Genomic DNA, 21,055 nt, shown 5'->3' on the forward strand with positions numbered 1-21,055 from the left:
GTCTTGCAGCCCGGTCGCTGGCCGGGCTCAACCCTGAACGGATTTGTGGTCATTTATGGAAAAGTCGAAGTTGCGCAAAGTCGCTATGGGTGTGGCGCTGACGGCGGTGGCCGGGTTGTTGTTGTACGCGGTGCAGGCACCGGCGGAGGCGCCGCAGTATCTGACCGCGACGGTGGAGCGCGGTGATATCGAGAACGCGGTACTCGCCACCGGGTTGCTCGAGGGCATCAAGCAGGTCGATGTCGGCGCGCAGGTGTCGGGGCAATTGAAGTCGCTCAAGGTCAAGGTCGGCGACAAGGTGAAGAAGGGCCAGTGGCTGGCGGAAATCGATCCACTGGTACTGCAGAACACACTGCGTCAGGCGCAGGTCGACGAAGAGAACCTGCAAGCGCAGAAGCGTGCGACCCAGGCCCAGTTGCGCCAGACCAAGGCGTTGTTCGAGCGTTATCGGAATCTGCAGGAGGACGCTTCGATCTCCCGTCAGGATTTCGAAACCGCGCAATCGAATTACGAAGTGCAGCAGGCCAACCTGTTGTCGCTGGACGCGCAGATCAAGAGTGCGCACATTCAGATCGACACCGCCAAGGTCAATCTGGCCTATACGCGAATCATTGCGCCCATCGACGGCGATGTGGTCGGTATCGTCACCCAGGAAGGCCAGACTGTCATCGCTAACCAGTTGGCGCCGATCCTGCTCAAACTGGCTGATCTGGACACCATGACTGTCAAGGCGCAGGTCTCGGAAGCGGATGTGATTCACATCGCGCCGGGGCAGGAGGTGTATTTCACCATTCTTGGCGAGGACAAGCGCTACTACGGCAAGCTGCGCGGCACTGAACCGGCACCGCAGAACTTCCTCGAAACGCCGCCGGCCGGGACGCCGAAGCAGAACACGGCGGTGTTTTACAACGCACTGTTCGAGGTGCCGAACCCGGATCATCGCCTGCGCATTTCCATGACTGCGCAAGTCCGCGTGGTGCTCGACACCGCCAAGTCCGTGCTGACCATTCCGGTGGCGGCGCTCGGTGCGCGCAACAGTGACGGCAGCTATCCGGTGCGGGTGCTCGACGCCAAGGGCCAGGCCCAGGCCCGCACGGTGCAGATCGGGATCAACAACAACGTCAAGGTGCAGATCAACGACGGCCTGGCGGAAGGCGACCGCGTGGTGATCGGTGATCCGGTGTCCGCCGTGGCGGGGTCCTGACCATGGCCGAAGCCCTGCTGCAACTGAGCGGCATCACCCGCAGCTTTACTGCGGGCGACCGCGAATTCCTGGCGCTGAAAAACATCGATTTGACGATCCACGCCGGGGAAATGGTGGCGATCATCGGTGCGTCTGGCTCTGGCAAGTCGACCCTGATGAATATCCTCGGTTGCCTGGATTACGCCACCGCGGGCAGTTACAAAATCAACGGCCGGGAAACCCGCGACCTCGACAGCGAGGCGCTGGCGGAACTGCGCCGCGATTACTTCGGGTTCATCTTCCAGCGTTATCACTTGCTGCCGCACCTCAGCGCCATGCACAACGTCGAGATTCCGGCGATCTACGCCGGAACCCCGGAGCCGCAACGCCATGCCCGCGCCCGTGAGCTGTTGGCGCGGCTGGGTCTGGAGCGACACCTGACGCATCGGCCGAGCCAGCTCTCCGGGGGGCAGCAGCAGCGCGTGAGCATTGCCCGCGCGTTGATGAACGGCGGTGAAGTGATCCTCGCCGATGAACCGACCGGCGCCCTCGACACCACCAGCGGCAAGGAGGTCATGCACATTCTGCAAGAGCTGCACGCCGCCGGGCACACGGTGATCCTGGTGACCCACGACCCGAAAGTCGCGGCGAATGCCGAGCGGATCATTGAGGTCAGCGACGGCGAAATCCTCAGCGACCGCCGTAATGTGCCGGACAGTGACGCGTCGGCGAACGACGGTCGGCTCGCGCCGCACGCGACCGCAGTGCGACGTCTGGTCGCCAGCCTCGGGCTGTTCAAGGAAGCCTTCAACATGGCCTGGGTCGCGTTGATTTCTCATCGCATGCGCACCTTGCTGACCATGCTCGGCATCGTCATCGGCATCACTTCGGTGGTATCGATCTCGGCGATCGGCGAGGGCGCCAAGCGTTACGTGCTCAAGGACATTCAGGCGATCGGCAGCAACACCATCGATATCTATTCCGGGACCAGTTTCGGCGACAGCCGATCCGCCGCCATCGAAACCCTGGTGCCCGCCGATGTTGCAGCGCTCAATCAGCTGTATTACGTCGACAGTGCGACGCCAGTGGTCGGGCGCAATCTGCTGTTGCGTTACCGCAACATCGATGTCGATGCGCAGGTCAATGGCGTCAGCGATCTGTACTTCCAGGTGCGCGGGATCAAGATGGCCGCCGGCATTCACTTCAGCGAAAGCGATGCGCGGCGGCAGGCCCAAGTGGTGGTCATCGATCACAAGACCCGCCAGCGTCTGTTCGGCGAGCAGGTCGATCCGCTGGGGCAGGTGATTCTGATCGGCAATCTGCCGTGCACGGTGATCGGTGTGGCGGCGGAGAACAAGAACCTGTTTGCCGCGAGCAAATCGCTTAACGTCTGGGTGCCCTACGAAACCGCTGCCGGGCGCCTGCTGGGCCAGCGTTATCTGGACAGCATCAGCGTGCGCATCAAGGATGGCCAGCCGAGCAAAGTGGTGGAAGACAACGTCAACAAACTGATGCTGCAGCGTCACGGCACCAAGGATTTCTTCACCAACAACCTCGACAGCATCATGCAGACCGTGCAGAAGACCAGCCGCTCGCTGGCGTTGCTCCTGTCACTGATCGCAGTGATTTCGCTGGTGGTCGGTGGCATCGGCGTAATGAACATCATGCTGGTGTCGGTCACTGAGCGTACCCGCGAGATCGGTATCCGCATGGCGGTCGGCGCCCGGCAGTCGGACATTCGTCAGCAGTTCCTGGTGGAAGCGGTAATGGTCTGTCTGATCGGTGGCGCGATCGGCATTTCCCTGTCGTATGCCATCGGCCATCTGTTTTCGCTGTTCATCAAGGAATGGGAGATGGTGTTTTCAATGGCCTCGGTAATGACGGCGGTGTTCTGTTCGACCCTGATCGGTGTGGTGTTCGGCTTCGTGCCCGCGCGCAACGCTTCGCGGCTCGACCCGATCGAAGCGCTGGCGCGGGACTGACCTCGCGTGGTCAGGGGGAGGCCGCGCTGTCCTGCGGCGAATACATCCACTTCATCAGCGAGTGCCGGCCGCTGATGCCCAGTTTGATCGCGGCGCGCTTGAGGTAACTCTCGACGGTGTTGACCTTCAACTGCAACTGCGCGGCCAGTTCCGGCGCGGTGTGCCCGGCGAGCAGGCCGATGCACACTTCGCTTTCGCGGTTCGACAGCTTCAGCCCCAACTGCTGCAAACGCTCGTCGAAGCGCAGGCGCAAGGTCTCCAGCCCGCTGGTTTCGCTGGCTGGCGCCAGACTTTGCGCATCGATTTCAAGCGGCTGCACAGCGTTGATGTGTTTTTCCACCATCGGCAGCAGGACCGGGGAGATGTCCTGCAACAGGCTGCGTTCCTGAGCGGAAAAACGTTCCGACTGATCGTTGCGGTACACCGAAATCACGTAGCGGTAACCGTCCTTGCGCCGGGTCAGGTGCAATTGCGTGGCGTCGGCGGCGGTCGAGGATGGCTCGGGTGGCGGTCGGTCGCTGTGCTCGCTGAACAGGGTATCGGCTCGCAGCGCCTCGTCCTTCATCGGCTCGGGTTCGCAGCGCTGCGTCACCGGTTCGACGCGCATCTGGCGGATATGTGTGGCGTCCACCGCCAGTTGCGTGCGGATCAAGTCATGCAGCATGCGCGGGAAATGGCGGCTGCCGGTGCTGGCGATGACCTTGCCGATGTGCGGGAACAGGTGTGAGTTCATGTCTTCATCCGTGAGTGGCATTGGGCGGAGCGTGTTCCTGCGGCACCCGGCGTAGAGCTCCTTGGCCGGAAAAAATCTGCAGGTTTGGATCCTATCCTAGTACAACGTTTCAACTTGCGTTTAATCAAGCGCCAATGTGTGCGTTGCGATGATGCGCGATTTAAATAGTATGACGATTGGAGGCTAGCGCAGAAACACGTACTCTTGCCGCTGCGCTGCAAAGACCAAAACAACAACAGGAGTCTGTAATGCAACCGATTCGTCTCGGCCTGGTGGGCTACGGCAAGATCGCCCAGGATCAACACGTCCCCGCCATCCTCGCCAACCCGGCATTCCAGCTGGTGGCGGTCGCCACCCAGGGCAAACCTTGCGCCGGGGTGGAAAATTTCCAGTCGCTGGGCGAGCTGCTCGAGAACGGTCCGACCGTCGATGCGATTGCGTTCTGCACGCCGCCGCAGGGGCGCTTCGCGCTGGTGCAACAGGCATTGGCGGCCGGCAAGCACGTGCTGGTGGAAAAACCGCCGTGTGCGACATTGGGCGAGGCCATGGCCTTGGTCGATCAAGTCGCCGGGCAAGGCGTCAGCGCTCTGTTCGCCTGGCACTCGCGCTATGCGCCGGGCATCGCCGCCGCCCGTGACTGGCTCGCCAGCCGCACCCTGCAAAGCGTGCAGATCGACTGGAAAGAAGACGTACGCAAGTGGCATCCGGGTCAGGCGTGGATCTGGCAACCGGGCGGCCTGGGTGTGTTCGATCCGGGCATCAACGCCTTGTCGATCATCACCCACCTGCTGGCACTGCCGCTGTTCGTCGAAGCCGCCGAACTGCGCGTGCCGAGCAACTGCCAGTCGCCGATTGCCGCCTCGATCAAAATGTCCGATGCGCGTCGGCTCGACGTGCGCGCCGAGTTCGATTTCGACCATGGGCATGGCGAACTGTGGAGCATCGAAATCCGCTGCGCCGAAGGCGTCCTGCGCCTGGACAACGGCGGTGCCGTGCTGAGCATCGACGGCGTCCGGCAAAGCGTATCGGAAGAGGGCGAGTACGCAGCGGTCTACCGCCACTTCCAGCAACTGATCGGCGACAAGGCCAGCGACCTGGATCTGCAACCCTTGCGCCTGGTGGCGGACAGTTTCTTTGTCGGCAGCCGGGCGTTGGTTGAGCCATTTTACGATTAAGGCTCGATTGTCCGGTTTGAGTGGACGGTGAAACGCTTTTCAGCCGATTTATCCCTTTGCTGTGCGTCAGTAATCTGTACCCAACTTGAACGCAACAACAAAACTTCAAACTTGAAAAGGGACGTACACCATGACCACTCCAACCTACAACCGCCTGAACAAAGACGACGCTATCGTGCTGCTGGTTGACCACCAAACCGGTCTGATCTCGCTGGTGCAGGATTTCTCGCCGAACGAGTTCAAGAACAACGTGCTGGCGCTGGCGGATCTGGCGAAGTTCTTCGACCTGCCGACGATCCTCACCACCAGCTTCGAACAAGGCCCGAACGGCCCGCTGGTACCGGAACTGAAAGAGATGTTCCCGGATGCGCCGTACATCGCTCGCCCTGGTCAGATCAACGCTTGGGACAACGAAGATTTCGTCAAGGCAATCAAGGCCACCGGGCGCAAGCAGATCATCATTGCCGGTGTGGTCACGGATGTGTGCGTAGCGTTCCCGACCCTGTCGGCACTGGCGGAAGGTTTTGATGTGTTTGTGGTGACTGATGCGTCCGGCACCTTCAACACCACCGTGCAGCAAGCCGCGTGGAGCCGCATGACTCAAGCCGGCGCACAAATGATGAACTGGTTCTCGGTGGCCTGTGAGCTGCACCGCGACTGGCGCAACGACATTGAAGGCCTGGGTAACCTGCTGTCGCAGCGCATCCCCAACTACCGCAACCTGATGAACAGCTACTCGGCGCTGACGCAGCAGAAGTGAGTCATCGCTAACTAAAAAGCCTGCTTTGAAAGCAGGCTTTTTGCGTTCATGACCGCCAGGCCAGCCACCGTTCGTCCATTGTCGGGCACTTGTCATGCGCTGGCATTTCACACGTTCAGGTACCTATCGCTGAATCACATCGGAGACCGACATGGACATTGACGAAAACGCACCGGGCAACCAGTCGCAACAAGCCGTGACGCGCACCACCGACAACGAAACGGGGCATGATCCCAAGCGGGAAAATCTCGAGGTGCCCTTGCCGCCGGACGATGAAGCGCCGGTTGAGGAAGACATGTCGGATGTGGATGCGGCCAACTCGGTTTCGACCGAGCATCCGCCATCACGCTGATCGAGCGATTTGATCGATGCCTCCCACTCTGGAATTAGAGTGAGAGGCTCTCCCGCGCACCCTGATGCAGTTCAGTCACCGACATGGTAAAGACCAGTTTCGACCGGCCATGGTTGGCATATCCATGCGCCACATCCGTACGCGCTACCGCCGAACACCCAGGCCCGACAATCAGTTCGGCATCGCCAACCGTCAAATGCAACGTGCCTTTCTCGACGTGAAACAACTCGGTGGTGCCGTTCGGGTGACCGGCTGAAGCAAACGACTCACCGGGAAACAACTCCCAGCGCCACAACTCGAGCATGTTCGGGCCGCTGGTGCCGGCCAGCAGTCGTGCCGAACCGCCCAGCTCGCCGCTCCACAGCGTAGGGATGTCCTGACTGGCGATCAGGTGCGCCGCCGGGGTCGCGGCGACATTGACGAAGTCCGCCACGGACAAGCCCAGCGCCGCGGCGATTTTGCATAAGGTCGCGATGCTCGGGTTGGCCGAGCCTTTCTCGATCTCGACCACCATGCCTTTGCTCACGCCCGAGCGTCGGGACAGTTCGTCGAGCGTGATGCTCTGCTGTTTGCGTGCCTGTTTGAGCGTGCGGGAAACCGCTGCGCTGACGGTCTGGACGTCGGCACCGGCCTCGGTCGGTATATTGACTTTCTTGGTCATTGATCGCTAGCATCGTTGGAAATTCGGGTTTGAGGGGGATTCTGGGATGCTGTCTGTCGTGCCGTCAATCGATCCGGCTGTGGCGCAACTCGCGCCGGGCTTCAGAGCGCTGAGTATTGTCGTGCAAGCCGCACCTATTCTTGACGCTGAGGTGGCAGGTGTTGCGCTGGCCAGAGCCTGCCAGGCCGTCGCCGCCGGTGGCCCGCAGTGGGCGCCTGCGCATTTGCAGGCTTGGGCCGACGTGTTCCGCCAGTTCGGCGCCAAGCCGCAGCGTACGCCTTGCTCGGCCGAAGCACTGCGCAAACGCGTATTGCGCGACGGCAACTTGCCGAGCATCGATCCGGTGGTCGACCTGTACAACGCCATCAGCCTCGAATACGCGATTCCCGTGGGGGGCGAGAATGCTCAAGCCTACGTCGGCTCACCGCGCCTGGTCGTGGCCGATGGCAGCGAACCGTTCGACACGATGAAGGAAGGCCAGCCCGCGCATGAGTTCCCGGAAGCCGGGGAGGTGGTCTGGCGCGATGACCAGGGCGTGACCTGCCGGCGCTGGAACTGGCGCCAGGGTGTGCGAACCCGCCTTGACGCCCAGGCCCAGCACATGTGGTTCATCCTCGAAAGCCTGCCGGCCATGCCGCTGGAAGCGCTGACCGAGGCCGGCGACAGGCTGATCGAAGGTTTGCAGCAAATGATGCCCGGCGCCGAGATCGAAAGCATGTTGATCGGGCCCGGGGCGCGGTAGGTTCGATAATGTCACTGAATCTTCAGGCTGGCAGAGTTCCCTTGTAGGAGTGAGCCTGCTCGCGATCGCGTTAGGCCAGTCAACATCTTCATTGACTGGCGTGACGCTATCGCGAGCAGGCTCACTCCTACAGTTGATTGGGTTTTTTCAGGAGGAATGTAGCCTCAGTAAGGGCTGGCTGTTGGGCGCACGATCAGTTCGCTGACGTCCACGTCTGCCGGTTGTTCTACGGCGTAGGCAATCGCGCGGGCGATGGCTTCGGCGGGGATGGCGATCTTGCGGAAGGACTTCATCTCGGCGCGGCCACCTTCATCGGAAATGCTGTCGGCCAGTTCCGATTCGGTCACGCCCGGTGCAATGACGGTGACGCGTACATCGCCGCCGACCTCTTGGCGCAAGCCTTCGGAAATGGCCCGTACGGCGTATTTGGTCGCGCAGTACACCGCCGCGGTAGGGCTGACCGCGTAGGCGCCGATCGAGGCGATGTTGATGATCTGCCCGGCGCGCTGGCGCTGCATCAACGGCAGGCTGGCGGCGATGCCGTGGAGCACGCCACGGATGTTGACGTCGATCATGCGGTTCCACTCATCGACCTTCAGGGCGTCCAGCCGCGACAACGGCATGACCCCGGCATTGTTGACCAGCACATCGACGCGGCCGTAATGCTCCACGGCGAAATCGACGAAGCGCTGCACATCCTGCTGATCGGTGACGTCCAGCGCGCGGTACTGCGCGTGGCCACCGGCGCCGTTGATCTCCTCGGCAATCAGCGCCAGACGCTCGGTGCGCCGCGCGCCCAACACCACTTTGGCGCCACGGCTGGCGAGCAGACGTGCGGTGGCTTCGCCGATGCCGCTGCTGGCGCCGGTAATCACGATCACTTTGTCTTGAATGTTCAGCATGATGTCTTCCTCTTCGCGGTGCCCGGGAGTGGGCTTGGAAGAAGGTTAAGCGCGGCGGCTCACAGGCTATTAATCGATTCCTCCACGGGATTTGCCCAATTCTGCTGCATCGCTTTTCGACAGGTTTTCAGGCCCCGCGTGGCGCATCGCGGTAGGCACTCGGGGTGACCCCGACTTCACGGCGGAACACCTGGGAAAAATGGCTGGGGCTGGAGTAGCCAACCTCCAGGCCAATGTCGATCACGCTGCGCGCAGTCTCCAGTAACAGATGACGCGCGCGGCTCATGCGCAGGCGGATGAAGTATTGCGAGGGCGACAAACCGGTGGCGCGCTTGAAGGTGCGGCTGAAGTGGTAGTCGCTCAGCTCGGCGATGGCGGCCAGATGACCGAGGCTGAAATCTTCCGCCAGATTCGCATTCATCGCTTCAAGCACCCGGCGCAGTTTGTAGGCGGGCAGGGCGTTGTCGCGGCGCGGGTTGCTGTCCGGGTCGAGATAACGACGCAGCAGATGGATCGCCAATGCCTGGGCCAGGCTGTGCACCAGCAGTGCGCTGGGCTGGCGTTGCTCGGTCAGTTCGATGCGCAGTTGTTCAAGGATGAAGCTGACCTGCTCGTCACGCGCACCGGACACGTCGATGAACGTCACTGTACCGGCCTGTTCGCCGAACGCTTCCCGCGCCGCTTGTTCGATCAGGCCCAGACCGAGGTACAGGTGCATGACTTCGAAAACCTCACAGCCTTCGGTCTGCCAGCGCATTTCGTAGGGTTCGCGGGTGTTGGTCAGGAAGAAATCGCCGGCCGTGACCTGGCTCGCCTGCCATTCGCCACCCAACGAACGTTCCTCGACCCGCGCGGTGCCGGCCAATACCAGCACCAGCAGCGGTTCGGCCACGCATGGCACGCGAATCGGTTCGAGCAGGGTCTGATGGCGGAACAGTTGCACCACTGCATCCTTGATCTGCGGTCGCGGCGTGGTGGTTTCCGCAACACCGGGCAAATGCTCTGGCATGGCCTCGGCGGCGATGCGCGCGGGCTGGCTGATTGTCGGTGTAGCGGGGCTGGCAGAGGGCACAGGACGCTCCATCAAAAGCTTCGGCTGCGGATGATTTCGAAGGTTAGGGCGGGCGAACGAGAAACTCCAGCGCAAAACTCCGACAGTCCCGGCAATCGCCCGAAAGCCCGGCGGCGGACAGTGCGCGACAGTGAAGCCGTGTTTACGACCGCGCCATCAGGCGCAACACCGATTCGCTATCGAGGAGTTAAAACCATGACTGATTTCAATCACACCCTGCCACAAGAAGTCGCCGGTAAAGTTGCCCTGGTCACTGGCGCTGCCAGTGGCATCGGCAAGGCGATTGCGCTGATGCTGCACGCTCGCGGCGCCAAGGTAATTGCCGAAGATCTCAACCCGGCTGTTGAAGAGCTGGCTCGTCCCGATCTGCTGCCGCTGGTGGCGGACATCACCGAGGACGGCGCCGCCGAACGCGCAGTAGGCCTTGCCGTCGAGAAGTTCGGTCGCCTGGATATTCTGGTCAACAACGCCGGGATCATTATCAACAAAGCGGTGATCGACATGAGTCGCGACGATTGGGAAAAAATCCAGGCAGTGAATACCACGGCGGCCTTCCTGCACTGCCGCGAAGCGGTCAAGGCGATGATCCCGAACAAGTCCGGCGCGATCGTCAATATCGCTTCCTATGCCTCGTACTTCGCGTTCCCGACGATTGCCGCCTACACCGCCTCCAAAGGTGCGCTGGCACAACTGACCCGCACGCTGGCGCTGGAAGTCATCGAGCATGGCATTCGCGTCAATGCCATCGGCGTCGGCGATGTGGTGACCAATATCCTCAATGATGTGGTCGAGGACGGCCCGGGATTCCTTGCGCAACACGGTGAAGCGGCACCGATCGGTCGGGCGGCGCAGCCGGAAGAAATCGCCGAGATCGTGACCTTTCTCGCTTCCGACCGCGCCAGTTTCATGGTCGGCTCGGTGGTCATGGCCGATGGCGGCATGACGGTAACCGCAGGCTGATAGCGGGGCGGCAAGCCATGGGCACGTGCGATCACCTGCCCATGGCTTTACCAGAATCTGACCGACGCAGAATCAGGCAAATCTGCAGCATCTTTGATCTAGTCGTCGCTGGGTAAAACTGGCTAATCTTGCTCCGCAGTTGACCCACCTTCGTCTGCTTTCGAGGCCCTTTGCATGGATAACCGCGACGCTTCCATCCTCCACGACACGGCGGTGTATCGCGCCGAACTGGTGCGCTTGCTGACTCAACGCTTCGACGCGCCGGGCACCTACGAAACGGCGATTGCGCCGCTGCACGTGATCCGTCTCGATGGGCCGTCCGAGCTGATCCATGTCGTGCACCGTCCGGCGCTGTGCCTGATTGTGCAGGGGCGCAAGGAAGTCGGGCTGGGCGACGAACGTTTCCTGTATGACCCGCTGAATTATCTGGTAGTGTCGGTGACGTTGCCGGTATCGGGCCGGGTGATCGAAGCCTCGCCCGAGGCACCGTATTTTTGCGTCCGCCTGGATTTCGACCCTGCACAACTGACGCAACTGATTGCCGAATCGCCGCCGACCGGGGTGCCGCAGGAAGCCGGGCGCGGCATGTTTCTCGACAAGATCGACGTGACCCTGCTCGACACCATGCTGCGTCTGGTGCGCCTGCTGGATAACCCGCGCGACATCGGCATGCTCGCGCCAATGGCGTTGCGTGAGCTGTATTACCGCCTGCTGCGCGGCCAGCACGGTCATCTGCTGTATGAAATCGCGGTCAGCGATTCGCAGACCCACCGGGTCACCCGAGCCATCGACTGGCTGAACAGGAATTTCACCGAGCCGCTGCGCATCGACGCGCTGGCGCAGGTGGCCAACCTGAGCAATTCGGCGCTGCACCATCGCTTCAAAGCCGTCACCGCGATGAGCCCGCTGCAGTATCAAAAACAGCTGCGCCTGCAAGAGGCGCGTCGGCTGATCATCAACGAAGGGCTGGACGTCTCGAGCGCCTGCTACCGCGTCGGCTACGAAAGTGCCTCGCAATTCAGCCGCGAATACAACCGCCAGTTCGGCTGCCCGCCATCGAAAGAACTCAGCCGTCTGCGCCAGACCGGTTGACGGCCTGACGCCCTGTTTAACGCGCGGGTTCCGCCCACTCGTCACGAAACCCCAGGAGAAAATCCACAAACGCCCGTACCCGTTGTGGCACGTAGCGGCCGTGTGGGTAGAGCAGGGTATACGGCCGCGAACGGCCGGTGTACGGCTGCAGCACTTCAATCAGGCGGCCATCCGCCAGTTCCTGTTCGACGATGAAGCGGTACGTCTGAAACAGTCCGGCGCCGTGCCTGGCCAGCGTCACACCGCCGAGCACATCGTCGGAGCAGGAGTAGCCGCCGTCGGAAATCACTTCGCGGTCCCGGCCGTTTTCCTGAAACAGCCAGGAAATCCGCCGGCCACTGCTGGGCAGTTCGAACTGGATGCACTCATGCTCGATCAGATCGTCGAGGGTTTGCGGCGTGCCGGCTCTCTGCAGATATTCAGGGGAGGCGACCACCACCAGGCTGGCGTCTTCCAGCAGGCGAGCGATCAGGGTCGAGTCCGGTTGCGCGCGCACGCGTATCGCCAGGTCGTAGCCTTCCTCGACGAAGTCGATATTGCGATTGCCCAAGTGCACGTCCACCGTAACCTCGGGGTACAACGCCCGAAACTTCGGCAGCAGCGGCAGGATGCGGTGATGCCCGTAAGTGGTTGGCAGGCTGATGCGCAGTCGCCCCGACGGCGAAGTCTGCGCGCCCATGACTTCCTGCTGCGCTTCGACCAGTTGCGTCAGGGCCTGGCTGCATTGTTCGAAGAAGCTGCGGCCGGCGTCGGTGAGGCGGATGCTGCGCGTGGTGCGTGCGAACAGGCGTGAACCCAGGCGTTGCTCCAGACGCAGAATCGACCGGCTGACAGCCGCAGGCGTGACCCCGGCCAGTTGCGCGGCGGCGGTGAAGCTGCCGGCTTCGGCAGCCAGGCAGAACAGTTCGATACTGCCTAATTGCAAGTCTTCAAAATGGCGTTTCATTGTGGCTCGCACCGAAGATCGACGGACGTTCATCCTCTGTGTACCACAACCCACGACGCCGCCGGTATCCACCGGCGGCGTTGCAGGGGTTCGATCAATGGCCGGCGCTCTGGCCACCGTCGACATGCAGGATTTCGCCAGTGACGAACTTCGCGCTGTCGAGGTAGAGGATCGCTTGCACGATGTCGTCGATTTCACCCATGTGGCCGACCGGGTGCAGGCTGCCCAGCGCCTGATGGGTTTCCTCGGCGTGCATCGGCGTCTTGATGATGCCCGGCGACACCGCGTTGACCCGAATGCCGCGCTTGGCGTACTCGATAGCCAGGGATTTGGTCGCCGCGTTGATGCCGCCCTTGGTCAGCGATGCCAATACCGAAGGCACGCCATCAACCGCATGATCGACCAGACTGGTGGTCACGCTGACGACGTGGCCGCTGCCGTGCTTTTCCATCTCGCCGATGGCCAGTTGCGAGATATGAAAGAAGCCACTCATGTTGGTCGCCACGACCTGGGCGTAGTCCGCCTGGCTGTAAGCGGTGAACGGCTTGGCCAGAAAGATTCCGGCATTGTTGACCAGTGTATCGACGCGACCGAACCGGGCCACTGCGGCGCGAATCACTCGCTCAGCGGTTTGTGGATCGGCGATGTCACCGGCGACGGCCAGAATATCCGGGTCGCTCGATTCTTTGATCGAACGCGAGGTCGCGACCACGTGATGGCCAAGGGCGCGAAAGCCTTCGACCAGACCTGCGCCAATGCCTTGCGAGGCGCCGGTGATGACAACTACTTTTTTCGATGTGCTCATGATGGTTTCCTCTGTCGCTGGCCCGTCGGGATGGCGGGTGGCTGTTGGAGAGGACTTTAGAAAGTTGCGAGGAGTTGATAAATGGGGGCGCGGGTACTTCATTTGTACTTCGGTGTATCTAATCAGGGTGCGTTTGTAGGAGTGAGCCTGCTCGCGATGGCGTCATTTCAATCGATAGAAATGTTGGCTGACATGACGCTATCGCGAGCAGGCTCACTCCTACAGGGGGCATCTTTCGATTGTCCTGTTCAGGTGGACGGTGAAACGCTTTTCAGCCGATTTATCCCTTTGCTGTGCGTCAGTAATCTGTACCCAACTTGAACGCAACAACAAAACTTCAAACTTGAAAAGGGACGCACACCATGACCACTCCAACCTACAACCGCCTGAACAAAGACGACGCTATCGTGCTGCTGGTTGACCACCAGACCGGTCTGATCTCGCTGGTGCAGGACTTCTCGCCGAACGAGTTCAAGAACAACGTGCTGGCGCTGGCGGATCTGGCGAAGTTCTTCGACCTTCCGACGATCCTCACTACCAGCTTCGAACAAGGCCCGAACGGCCCGCTGGTACCGGAGCTGAAAGAGATGTTCCCGGACGCGCCGTACATCGCTCGCCCTGGTCAGATCAACGCCTGGGACAACGAGGACTTCGTCAAGGCGATCAAAGCCACCGGCCGTAAGCAGATCATCATTGCCGGTGTGGTCACGGATGTGTGCGTAGCGTTCCCGACCCTGTCGGCGCTGGCGGAAGGTTTTGATGTGTTTGTGGTGACTGATGCGTCCGGCACCTTCAACACCACCGTGCAGCAAGCCGCGTGGAGCCGCATGACTCAAGCCGGCGCACAAATGATGAACTGGTTCTCGGTGGCCTGTGAGCTGCACCGCGACTGGCGCAACGACATTGAAGGCCTGGGTAACCTGCTGTCGCAGCGGATTCCCAACTACCGCAACCTAATGAACAGCTACTCGGCGCTGACGCAGCAGAAATAAGCCTTCACCCACCGAAAAAGCCTGCCTCGAAAGCAGGCTTTTTCGCGCTCGTGAATTTGAAACGCGGTCACTGTAGGAGTGAGCCTGCTCGCGATTGCATCCACACATTCAACATCTTCATTGACTGGTGTACCGCTATCGCGAGCAGGCTCACTCCTACAGGAAAACACCTTCAGCTGTGGGAGCGAGCCTGCTCGCGAAGACGGCGGCACAGTCACCCGAGCAGTTCGCTGATCCACTGCACCTCTTGCTTCAACGCGCGGATTTTGTCCTGCGGCAACACCTGTTGCGCTCTCGTAAACTGCCCCAGCGTCTTCTGCCGCTGATTCAGCCTGCGTCGCCACTTTTGCACAAAGGCAGAGCTTTGCGTCTGCAGATGCAGCGGTCCGAAAAACAATTCCCGGGCATCGTAAGTCACCGGCTCAGAGGCTCGTTCGGCAACGATGATTTCGTAGTCGAAGCGGTTCTCGTGCAGTACCTCTTCACAGATGATCCGGTACCCGTTGTCCATCAGCCACCGGCGCAACGCCTGCTCGCCGCCGTTGGGCTGCAGGATCAGCCGTTCGTTGCCACTAAGGTGGGATTTGCCGCCGTCGAAAATATCGCGAATGGTTTCGCCGCCCATACCACAGAGGGTGATGGCGGTGACTGCATCGTCGGGTCTGATCGCCGCCAGACCGTCGGCCAGGCGCACGCTGATCTGGCCGTGCAGGTCGTTGTCATTGACGGTGCGTTGCGCCGCGTGGAACGGCGTCAACGCGACCTCGCCAGCGACCGCTGCTGTTATCAGGCCCCGGCGCAGCAAGGCCACCGGCAGGTAAGCGTGATCGGAGCCGATATCGGCCAGTCTCGCGCCAAGCGGCACATGGGCGGCGACGCGCTCAAGACGCATGGACAATGTCTGTTGGTTCAACGGCGACCCCTGTTCACCCGACGGTGGAAAAAGGGGTGCGACTCTGGCGAGCAACGCTGGCGCTGTCAAATCGCGCCGATGGAATTCCTCGAGCCATCGGCAGCGCAGCGCTGCCGATGGTGGCCTGCGTTTAGCCGGCGAGGGTTGCGTTGTCGATGACGAAGCGATATTTCACATCGCCCTTGAGCATGCGCTCGTAGGACTCGTTGATCTGGTCGGCGCGGATCAGTTCGATGTCGGAAACGATGCCGTGCTCGGCGCAGAAATCCAGCATTTCCTGGGTTTCAGGGATGCCGCCGATCATCGAACCGGCGATGGTGCGGCGCTTCATGATCAGGTTGAACACATTGGGCGATGGGTGCGGCGAGGCGGGCGCGCCGACCAGGGTCAAGGCACCGTCTCGCTTGAGCAGGACGAGGAAGGCGTCGAGATCGTGCGGCGCGGCGACGGTATTAAGGATCATGTCGAAGCTCTTGGCATGTGCCGCCATTTCCTCGGCATTGCGCGACACCAGCACTTCGTCCGCACCCAGCGCCTTGGCTGCTTCACGCTTGGATTCGGAGGTGGTGAAAGCGACCACGTGTGCACCCATGGCGTGAGCCAGTTTGATGCCCATGTGACCGAGGCCGCCGATGCCGACCACGCCGACTTTCTTGCCGGGGCCGGCGTTCCACTGACGCAGCGGAGAGTACGTGGTGATGCCGGCGCAGAGTAGCGGCGCGACGGCGGCCAGTTGCGCCTCGGGATGACGGATGCGCAATACATAGCGCTCGTGCACGACGATGTTTTGCGAGTAGCCGCCGAGGGTCCAGCCCGGTGCGTCCGGGGTCGGGAAGTTGTAGGTGCCGATCATGCCGTCGCAGTAGTTTTCCAGACCGGACTCGCAGTCAGCGCAGTGTTTGCAGCTGTCGACGATGCAACCGACACCGACCAGATCGCCAACCTTGTAGTCTTTGACGTGATCGCCAACCGCCGAGACGCGGCCGACGATTTCGTGGCCGGGCACGCAGGGGAATTGCGTGCCGGCCCATTCCGCGCGCACCTGGTGCAGGTCGGAATGGCAGATGCCGCAGAAGGCGATATCGATCTGCACGTCATGCGCCGCCGGCGCGCGGCGGTTGATCTGCATGGGCTCAAGGGGTTGGTCGCCAGCGTGGGCGCCGTAGGCTTGTACAAGCATGAAAGCATCCTCCATGGTTGGTTCGGGCGCTCATTGTTGCGCCCGGGTCCGAACGCGAAGTAGTGCATTTCTGTGAAATGCTTGCCTGATTCTGCCGTTGACTGCAGGACCGAAAGGCAGCCGTATGGCGACGGCTGCCGTTCAGGGCTCAACGCGGATTGGGCTGATCGTCCATCTCGGCGTTATCGGTTTCCTGACGTACGCGTTCGGGATCCAGCCTGGCATCGTCATCATCCAGCGGGATTTCGCCTTCGTTGTCGGGCAGCTCGTCGATGCCACGCTCCTTCATCGGATCGACCTCGGTACGCCCCGGACTCAGCGGATCCGGTGTAGTTGGGAGCGGATCGTCACCTTGCTTGCCTTGATCATTATTCATCTCACACCTCGCTTTGGCCGTTTTGTACGGCATGTGCAGGTTGGAGGTGCGGGCGATTTTCACCGTTCGATTTTTTTGCCTGCCTTCGGTCGCCTCGCAAAAAAGCGGAATTTCTCCGACGCGCGCGGCTCCATAAACCAACAGCCAGAGGCGAGGACGCAATGATGAGCAGCTCATTCAAGGTCGGCGATGCGGTGCGCTGGAATTCCGAGGCCGGCGAGATCCACGGCAGAGTGGTCAAGGTGCACACCCGCGACACCGAGTTCATGGGCCGCCACCGGCCAGCCTCGAAAGACGCGCCGCAATACGAGGTCAAGAGCGACAAGACCGGCCACCTCGCCATGCATCACGGCGACGCGCTGAAGCACGCTTAAAAACGTCCCAGTCGGTAGGGCTCGATGTCGGGCAATGCGACGGTGGCGCCTGAGATCATCTGCCCGATCATCTCCGCCGTCACCGCCGCCTGGGTCAGCCCCAGATGTTGGTGACCGAAAGCAAGCAACACCTTGCCGTCGCAGACCTGATCGATCACCGGCAGCGAATCCGGTAGCGACGGGCGAAAGCCCATCCACGGTGTTGCGCCATCAGCGTTCAGGTCATGGCGAAACAGACCTTGGCTCAAGCGCTGCAACTGCCAGGCGCGCGCCATGTTGGCTGGTCGCTCCAGTCCGGCGAACTCGACCGTGCCGGCCAGGCGCAGGCCTTCGCGCATCGGCGTCATGATGAACTTGCGTTCCAGCGAGGTGACAGGGAAGGGCAGGCGATCATGCTCGTGCGGCAGCATCAGGTGATAGCCACGTTCGGTGTCCAACGGTACCTGCTTGCCGGTCAGAGCGGCGGTGAGTTTCGTCGAATGCGCACCGCAGGCCAGTAACACGCGGCTGGCCGTTACACCACCATTGCCGGTCACCAACAAAACACCGTTTTCCTGCACGTAGCCGCCCTGAACCTGCTGCCGGAGAAAACTCACGCCGCTGCTGCGAGCCGCCTCGACCAGTGCGCACACCACCCGATACGGGTCGAGGAAATGCCCGGTACGCGGGAAAAACAGTCCGCCCTGAATTTGCTCGCTGAGCTGCGGCGCCGTCTCGCGGATCGCCCCGGCGTGCCAGTAATCCACCGGCACTTGCTGCTGCTTCAGGCGTGCCTGCAACGCCTCGATGGCCTGTCCGGATTCAGGTTTTTCAAAGACCAGTAAGGATCCGTCAATTTTCAGCAGATCCGTGCGCTGGATATCTCCGAGCAAGCGCTGCCACGCGTCGAGGCTGCTTTCGTTGAGCGCCCGCAAACCTGCGACGGTTTGCTGGAACGGTTCGGGTCGCAGGTTCAGCAGCAATCGGGTGAACCACGGCAGGGCGCGCGGCAGGTATTTCCAGTCCAGACGCAGCGGCCCCATCGGGTCCATCAACATGGCCGGCAAGCGCTTGAGGATCGACACGTCAGCGATCGGAAACACCTGTTCGGTGGCCAGATGCCCGGCGTTGCCGAACGAAGCGCCATGGCCCGGTTCCTGCTGATCGATGACCACCACGCGCAGGCCCTGGCGCGCCAGACGCAGTGCGCAAGCGACGCCGATGATCCCCGCGCCAACCACGGCGATGTCGTGCGAAGGATTATTCGCCATGGCGTGTCGTTTCCCGTTGACCATCGAGCAGCCGCCGCAGGTGCAGCGGGTTGGCCTGTTGCAGCGCCGTCGGCAGCAAGCTGTCGGGGAAATCCTGATAGCACACCGGCCGCAGGAAACGCAGGATCGCCGCAGTGCCCACCGAGGTGCTGCGCGCATCCGAGGTCGCCGGGTAAGGCCCGCCATGCACCATCGCCTCGCAGACTTCCACGCCGGTCGGCCAGCCATTGACCAGCAGGCGCCCGGCCTTGCGCTTGAGGGTTGGCAGCAACGCGCGCGCCAGTGCAAGGTCGGCGTCGTCCACGTGCAGGGTCGCGGTCAGTTGGCCTTCGAGGTGTGCGCAGACCTCACGGATTTCTTCGTCGCTGCTGCATTGCACGATCAGCGATGCAGCGCCGAACACCTCAGCCTGCAAACGTTGATCGGCAAGAAAATCCGCCGCCTCGGTGCTGAAGACATGCGTCTGACACTGATTCGGACCGCTGCCCGGTTTGCCAACCGCCACTGCGCGCGTGTGGGGATTGTCTTGCAAAGCCGTCACGCCTGTTTGATAGGCGCTGAAGATGCCGGGCGTCAGCATGGTTTGCGCCGGACTGCTTGGGATCAGCTTTGCAACGGCGCCGAGAAACCCGTCGAGCGCCGGGCCTTTGCGGGCAATCAGCAACCCTGGATTGGTGCAGAACTGCCCGGCGCCCAGCGTCAGCGACGCGACAAAACCTTCGGCCAACGCCTGCCCCCGATTTTGCAGAGCAGCGGGGAACAGCAACACCGGGTTGATCGAGCTCATTTCCGCATATACCGGAATCGGCTCCGGCCGCGCCTGCGCGGCTTTCATCAAGGCCAGACCGCCATTACGTGAACCGGTGAAACCAGCGGCTCTGATGCGCCAGTCGCTGACCAGTGCAATACCCACTTCGTAGCCCGAATCGAACAACAACGAAAACACGCCTTCGGGCAAATTGCAGGCCTTGACCGCTTGCGCCACCGCGCGGCCGACCAGTTCGCTGGTGCCGGGATGCGCACTGTGCGCTTTGACGATCACCGGGCATCCGGCCGCCAGTGCCGCAGCGGTATCGCCGCCGGCGACGGAAAATGCCAGCGGGAAGTTGCTCGCACCAAACACCGCGACCGGCCCCAGCGCGATCTGCCGCTGGCGCAGGTCCGAACGCGGCAGCGGTTGGCGCTGCGGTTGCGCATTGTCGACGCGCACGTCCAGCCATTCACCGGCGCGCACGGTACGGGCGAACAGGCGTAATTGCTGGCAAGTGCGGCCACGTTCGCCCTGGAGGCGTGCGCGCGGCAATCCGGTTTCGGCGTGGGCGCGTTCGATCAGTTCATCGCCAAGTTTTTCGATGTGCTCGGCAATGCATTCGAGAAATGCTGCGCGGTCACGCAGGCTGGTTTCGCGAAAGGCGTCTTGAGCTTCCCAGGCCACGGCGCAGGCCTGTTCCACCTGCTCGGCCGACGCCCCTGCGTACTCAGGTTCAAGTGCCTGGTTGGTCGCCGGATCGATCCCGCGAAAGGCTGGACGATTGCCCGCCACGGACTGTTGGCCGATCAGCATGTTGCCCGTCAGAGTCATGGTGTCTTCCTGTGAAATGAGCGAGGCCTGCCGCGAGTCGTGACGATCCGCGGCAGGTGGCGGTCAGGCGAAGTTCTGCTCGGCGGACCAGTTTTCGTACCAGTGCCGGAACAGCGAATACTGCTTCTCGGCGTAGCGGCGTTGCGAGTCGCTCAGCACATCGGTTTCGTTGAAGTGCAGGGTGTATTGCTTGTCGCCGTTGAGCACCATCAGGTGTTTGTAATACAGCACCAGATCACAGCCTTCGTCGAACGACGACAGCACCGCCAGCGCCGATTCCAGCTCCCGCGCCTGACGCCGGGCCTTGGCATCGCCCTGCGCCGCCTGCTTGCTCAGCGCCACCAGTTGCAGCACTTCGCGGGGCAGGGCGTTGCCGATGCCGGTGATGGCGCCGGTGGCGTTGCAGTTGACGAAACCGTGCACCACTTGCGTATCGACGCCGACCATCAACGTCACGTCATCGTCCTTGGAGGTGATGTTCTCGGCTGCATAGCGCAGGTCCGCGCCGCCGCCGAATTCCTTGAAGCCGATCAGGTTCGGGTATTCTCGCCGCAGTTCGAAAAACAGCTCGGCGCGGGTGGCGAAGCCGTAGTAAGGACTGTTGTAGATCACCGCCGGCAGCTTCGGCGCGGCTTGCAGGATGGCGGCGAAGTGCGCCTTTTGCGCGGTCGCCGAGGCGCCACGGGACAGTACGCGCGGGATGACCATCAAGCCTTGCGCGCCGACTTTCGCCGCGTGTGCTGCGTGGGAAACCGCCTCACGGGAGTTCACTGCACCGGTGCCGACAATGGTCGGAACGCCGGCGGCCACCAGCCGTGCCACGCCTTCCTGGCGCTCGGCTTCGGTGAGCAGCGGCCAGTCGCCCATCGAGCCGCAATAGACCACGGCGCTCATGCCGATATCGATCAGCTCGCGACCCTTGGCCACCAGCGCATCGAAGTCCGGTTTGCGCTGGGCGGTGCACGGGGTCATCAGGGCCGGCATGCAACCGGTGAAGATGTTGTCGCTCATGGTTCAACTCCT

Annotated in this window: 22 protein-coding genes; 10 read left to right on the plus strand and 12 right to left on the minus strand. The window is 61.9% G+C overall.

Going from position 1 to position 21,055, the window contains the following annotated elements; genetic code table 11:
* The first annotated feature begins 55 nt into the window (after positions 1-55).
* Together macA and QRN33_RS19290 are read left to right on the plus strand one after the other, a co-directional pair.
* Positions 56-1,204 (plus strand): macrolide transporter subunit MacA, encoded by a 1,149-nt coding sequence (gene macA, locus QRN33_RS19285; RefSeq protein WP_065617027.1) that lies wholly within the window; start codon positions 56-58, stop codon positions 1,202-1,204.
* A 2-nt stretch (positions 1,205-1,206) separates the two neighbouring features.
* Positions 1,207-3,165, plus strand: coding sequence for a MacB family efflux pump subunit (locus QRN33_RS19290; protein WP_285409573.1), 1,959 nt, complete (start codon positions 1,207-1,209; stop codon positions 3,163-3,165).
* 10 nt (positions 3,166-3,175) lie between these two features.
* On the opposite strand, the gene QRN33_RS19295 is transcribed toward QRN33_RS19290, so the two are convergent.
* Positions 3,176-3,898, minus strand: a complete 723-nt coding sequence (locus QRN33_RS19295) for a helix-turn-helix transcriptional regulator (protein ID WP_285409574.1) — start codon at positions 3,896-3,898, stop codon at positions 3,176-3,178.
* Between the two features lie 248 nt (positions 3,899-4,146).
* On the opposite strand from QRN33_RS19295, the gene QRN33_RS19300 reads away from it, so the two are divergent.
* The 3 genes from QRN33_RS19300 to QRN33_RS19310 all read left to right on the plus strand — a co-directional run bounded on the left by QRN33_RS19300 (position 4,147) and on the right by QRN33_RS19310 (position 6,185).
* Complete coding sequence (locus QRN33_RS19300) at positions 4,147-5,073, plus strand: Gfo/Idh/MocA family protein (protein WP_285409575.1); 927 nt, start codon at positions 4,147-4,149, stop codon at positions 5,071-5,073.
* 130 nt (positions 5,074-5,203) lie between these two features.
* Positions 5,204-5,833 carry an isochorismate family cysteine hydrolase YcaC gene (gene ycaC / locus QRN33_RS19305; protein WP_016774235.1) on the plus strand — a complete coding sequence of 210 codons (630 nt, stop codon included), beginning with the start codon at positions 5,204-5,206 and terminating at the stop codon, positions 5,831-5,833.
* A 151-nt stretch (positions 5,834-5,984) separates the two neighbouring features.
* Positions 5,985-6,185, plus strand: a complete 201-nt coding sequence (locus QRN33_RS19310) for a hypothetical protein (RefSeq protein WP_285409576.1) — start codon at positions 5,985-5,987, stop codon at positions 6,183-6,185.
* A 34-nt stretch (positions 6,186-6,219) separates the two neighbouring features.
* On the opposite strand, the gene QRN33_RS19315 is transcribed toward QRN33_RS19310, so the two are convergent.
* Positions 6,220-6,846: a helix-turn-helix domain-containing protein gene (locus QRN33_RS19315; RefSeq protein ID WP_123418540.1), complete on the minus strand. Its 627-nt coding sequence runs from the start codon at positions 6,844-6,846 to the stop codon at positions 6,220-6,222.
* 46 nt (positions 6,847-6,892) lie between these two features.
* Here QRN33_RS19315 and QRN33_RS19320 point away from each other — a divergent pair, with 46 nt between their 5' ends.
* Entirely contained in the window at positions 6,893-7,588 is a 696-nt protein-coding gene (locus tag QRN33_RS19320) for a B3/B4 domain-containing protein (RefSeq protein WP_285409577.1), read from the plus strand.
* A 164-nt stretch (positions 7,589-7,752) separates the two neighbouring features.
* Here the strand turns inward: QRN33_RS19320 and QRN33_RS19325 are convergent, their stop codons facing one another.
* Both QRN33_RS19325 and QRN33_RS19330 read right to left on the minus strand, forming a co-directional pair.
* Positions 7,753-8,490, minus strand: coding sequence for an SDR family oxidoreductase (locus QRN33_RS19325; RefSeq protein WP_285409578.1), 738 nt, complete (start codon positions 8,488-8,490; stop codon positions 7,753-7,755).
* 127 nt (positions 8,491-8,617) lie between these two features.
* Positions 8,618-9,499, minus strand: coding sequence for a helix-turn-helix domain-containing protein (locus QRN33_RS19330; RefSeq protein WP_083201977.1), 882 nt, complete (start codon positions 9,497-9,499; stop codon positions 8,618-8,620).
* A 258-nt stretch (positions 9,500-9,757) separates the two neighbouring features.
* Between QRN33_RS19330 and QRN33_RS19335 the strand changes: the two genes are divergently transcribed.
* Positions 9,758-10,522, plus strand: a complete 765-nt coding sequence (locus QRN33_RS19335; protein WP_083353075.1) for an SDR family NAD(P)-dependent oxidoreductase — start codon at positions 9,758-9,760, stop codon at positions 10,520-10,522.
* Between the two features lie 174 nt (positions 10,523-10,696).
* A complete protein-coding gene (locus QRN33_RS19340; protein ID WP_064361978.1) occupies positions 10,697-11,614 on the plus strand; it encodes an AraC family transcriptional regulator in 918 nt (305 codons plus the stop codon).
* 16 nt (positions 11,615-11,630) lie between these two features.
* Here the strand turns inward: QRN33_RS19340 and QRN33_RS19345 are convergent, their stop codons facing one another.
* The gene (locus QRN33_RS19345) at positions 11,631-12,560 is read right to left on the minus strand and encodes a LysR family transcriptional regulator (protein ID WP_065617037.1); all 930 of its coding nucleotides are present in this window, start codon (positions 12,558-12,560) and stop codon (positions 11,631-11,633) included.
* Between the two features lie 94 nt (positions 12,561-12,654).
* The gene (locus QRN33_RS19350; RefSeq protein WP_252875972.1) at positions 12,655-13,365 is read right to left on the minus strand and encodes an SDR family NAD(P)-dependent oxidoreductase; all 711 of its coding nucleotides are present in this window, start codon (positions 13,363-13,365) and stop codon (positions 12,655-12,657) included.
* Positions 13,366-13,727: 362 nt separating this feature from the next.
* On the opposite strand from QRN33_RS19350, the gene ycaC (QRN33_RS19355) reads away from it, so the two are divergent.
* On the plus strand, positions 13,728-14,357 hold the full coding sequence (gene ycaC, locus QRN33_RS19355; RefSeq protein ID WP_016774235.1) for an isochorismate family cysteine hydrolase YcaC: 630 nt from the start codon (positions 13,728-13,730) through the stop codon (positions 14,355-14,357).
* Positions 14,358-14,571: 214 nt separating this feature from the next.
* Here ycaC (QRN33_RS19355) and QRN33_RS19360 read toward each other — a convergent pair whose 3' ends face one another.
* The 3 genes from QRN33_RS19360 to QRN33_RS19370 form a co-directional block, all read right to left on the minus strand.
* Positions 14,572-15,270, minus strand: coding sequence for a tRNA (adenine(22)-N(1))-methyltransferase (locus QRN33_RS19360; protein ID WP_285409579.1), 699 nt, complete (start codon positions 15,268-15,270; stop codon positions 14,572-14,574).
* Between the two features lie 130 nt (positions 15,271-15,400).
* Positions 15,401-16,450: an NAD(P)-dependent alcohol dehydrogenase gene (locus QRN33_RS19365; protein WP_285409580.1), complete on the minus strand. Its 1,050-nt coding sequence runs from the start codon at positions 16,448-16,450 to the stop codon at positions 15,401-15,403.
* 148 nt (positions 16,451-16,598) lie between these two features.
* A complete protein-coding gene (locus tag QRN33_RS19370; protein WP_252875977.1) occupies positions 16,599-16,826 on the minus strand; it encodes a hypothetical protein in 228 nt (75 codons plus the stop codon).
* Positions 16,827-16,990: 164 nt separating this feature from the next.
* Between QRN33_RS19370 and QRN33_RS19375 the strand changes: the two genes are divergently transcribed.
* Positions 16,991-17,200, plus strand: a complete 210-nt coding sequence (locus tag QRN33_RS19375; RefSeq protein WP_285409581.1) for a hypervirulence associated TUDOR domain-containing protein — start codon at positions 16,991-16,993, stop codon at positions 17,198-17,200.
* On the opposite strand, the gene QRN33_RS19380 is transcribed toward QRN33_RS19375, so the two are convergent.
* The 3 genes from QRN33_RS19380 to QRN33_RS19390 all read right to left on the minus strand — a co-directional run bounded on the left by QRN33_RS19380 (position 17,197) and on the right by QRN33_RS19390 (position 21,043).
* Positions 17,197-18,450: an NAD(P)/FAD-dependent oxidoreductase gene (locus QRN33_RS19380; protein WP_285409582.1), complete on the minus strand. Its 1,254-nt coding sequence runs from the start codon at positions 18,448-18,450 to the stop codon at positions 17,197-17,199. The genes QRN33_RS19375 and QRN33_RS19380 overlap by 4 nt on opposite strands.
* Positions 18,440-20,032, minus strand: a complete 1,593-nt coding sequence (locus QRN33_RS19385) for an aldehyde dehydrogenase (NADP(+)) (protein ID WP_285409583.1) — start codon at positions 20,030-20,032, stop codon at positions 18,440-18,442. The genes QRN33_RS19380 and QRN33_RS19385 overlap by 11 nt, the downstream gene beginning before the upstream one ends.
* Positions 20,033-20,095: 63 nt before the next feature.
* Positions 20,096-21,043: a dihydrodipicolinate synthase family protein gene (locus tag QRN33_RS19390; RefSeq protein ID WP_285409584.1), complete on the minus strand. Its 948-nt coding sequence runs from the start codon at positions 21,041-21,043 to the stop codon at positions 20,096-20,098.
* Positions 21,044-21,055 lie beyond the last annotated feature (12 nt).

The sequence above is a fragment of the Pseudomonas sp. FR229a genome (genome assembly GCF_030209115.1).
GTDB lineage: Bacteria > Pseudomonadota > Gammaproteobacteria > Pseudomonadales > Pseudomonadaceae > Aquipseudomonas > Aquipseudomonas moraviensis_A.

Excerpts from the sequence above, each read along its gene's own strand:
- macA (WP_065617027.1), top strand. The coding sequence starts at position 56 with ATGGAAAAGTCGAAGTTGCGCAAAGTCGCTATGGGTGTGGCGCTGACG.
- QRN33_RS19290 (WP_285409573.1), top strand. The coding sequence starts at position 1,207 with ATGGCCGAAGCCCTGCTGCAACTGAGCGGCATCACCCGCAGCTTTACT.
- QRN33_RS19295 (WP_285409574.1), bottom strand. The coding sequence starts at position 3,898 with ATGAACTCACACCTGTTCCCGCACATCGGCAAGGTCATCGCCAGCACC.
- QRN33_RS19300 (WP_285409575.1), top strand. The coding sequence starts at position 4,147 with ATGCAACCGATTCGTCTCGGCCTGGTGGGCTACGGCAAGATCGCCCAG.
- ycaC (WP_016774235.1), top strand. The coding sequence starts at position 5,204 with ATGACCACTCCAACCTACAACCGCCTGAACAAAGACGACGCTATCGTG.
- QRN33_RS19310 (WP_285409576.1), top strand. The coding sequence starts at position 5,985 with ATGGACATTGACGAAAACGCACCGGGCAACCAGTCGCAACAAGCCGTG.
- QRN33_RS19315 (WP_123418540.1), bottom strand. The coding sequence starts at position 6,846 with ATGACCAAGAAAGTCAATATACCGACCGAGGCCGGTGCCGACGTCCAG.
- QRN33_RS19320 (WP_285409577.1), top strand. The coding sequence starts at position 6,893 with ATGCTGTCTGTCGTGCCGTCAATCGATCCGGCTGTGGCGCAACTCGCG.
- QRN33_RS19325 (WP_285409578.1), bottom strand. The coding sequence starts at position 8,490 with ATGCTGAACATTCAAGACAAAGTGATCGTGATTACCGGCGCCAGCAGC.
- QRN33_RS19330 (WP_083201977.1), bottom strand. The coding sequence starts at position 9,499 with ATGCCAGAGCATTTGCCCGGTGTTGCGGAAACCACCACGCCGCGACCG.
- QRN33_RS19335 (WP_083353075.1), top strand. The coding sequence starts at position 9,758 with ATGACTGATTTCAATCACACCCTGCCACAAGAAGTCGCCGGTAAAGTT.
- QRN33_RS19340 (WP_064361978.1), top strand. The coding sequence starts at position 10,697 with ATGGATAACCGCGACGCTTCCATCCTCCACGACACGGCGGTGTATCGC.
- QRN33_RS19345 (WP_065617037.1), bottom strand. The coding sequence starts at position 12,560 with ATGAAACGCCATTTTGAAGACTTGCAATTAGGCAGTATCGAACTGTTC.
- QRN33_RS19350 (WP_252875972.1), bottom strand. The coding sequence starts at position 13,365 with ATGAGCACATCGAAAAAAGTAGTTGTCATCACCGGCGCCTCGCAAGGC.
- ycaC (WP_016774235.1), top strand. The coding sequence starts at position 13,728 with ATGACCACTCCAACCTACAACCGCCTGAACAAAGACGACGCTATCGTG.
- QRN33_RS19365 (WP_285409580.1), bottom strand. The coding sequence starts at position 16,450 with ATGCTTGTACAAGCCTACGGCGCCCACGCTGGCGACCAACCCCTTGAG.
- QRN33_RS19370 (WP_252875977.1), bottom strand. The coding sequence starts at position 16,826 with ATGAATAATGATCAAGGCAAGCAAGGTGACGATCCGCTCCCAACTACA.
- QRN33_RS19375 (WP_285409581.1), top strand. The coding sequence starts at position 16,991 with ATGAGCAGCTCATTCAAGGTCGGCGATGCGGTGCGCTGGAATTCCGAG.
- QRN33_RS19380 (WP_285409582.1), bottom strand. The coding sequence starts at position 18,450 with ATGGCGAATAATCCTTCGCACGACATCGCCGTGGTTGGCGCGGGGATC.
- QRN33_RS19385 (WP_285409583.1), bottom strand. The coding sequence starts at position 20,032 with ATGACTCTGACGGGCAACATGCTGATCGGCCAACAGTCCGTGGCGGGC.
- QRN33_RS19390 (WP_285409584.1), bottom strand. The coding sequence starts at position 21,043 with ATGAGCGACAACATCTTCACCGGTTGCATGCCGGCCCTGATGACCCCG.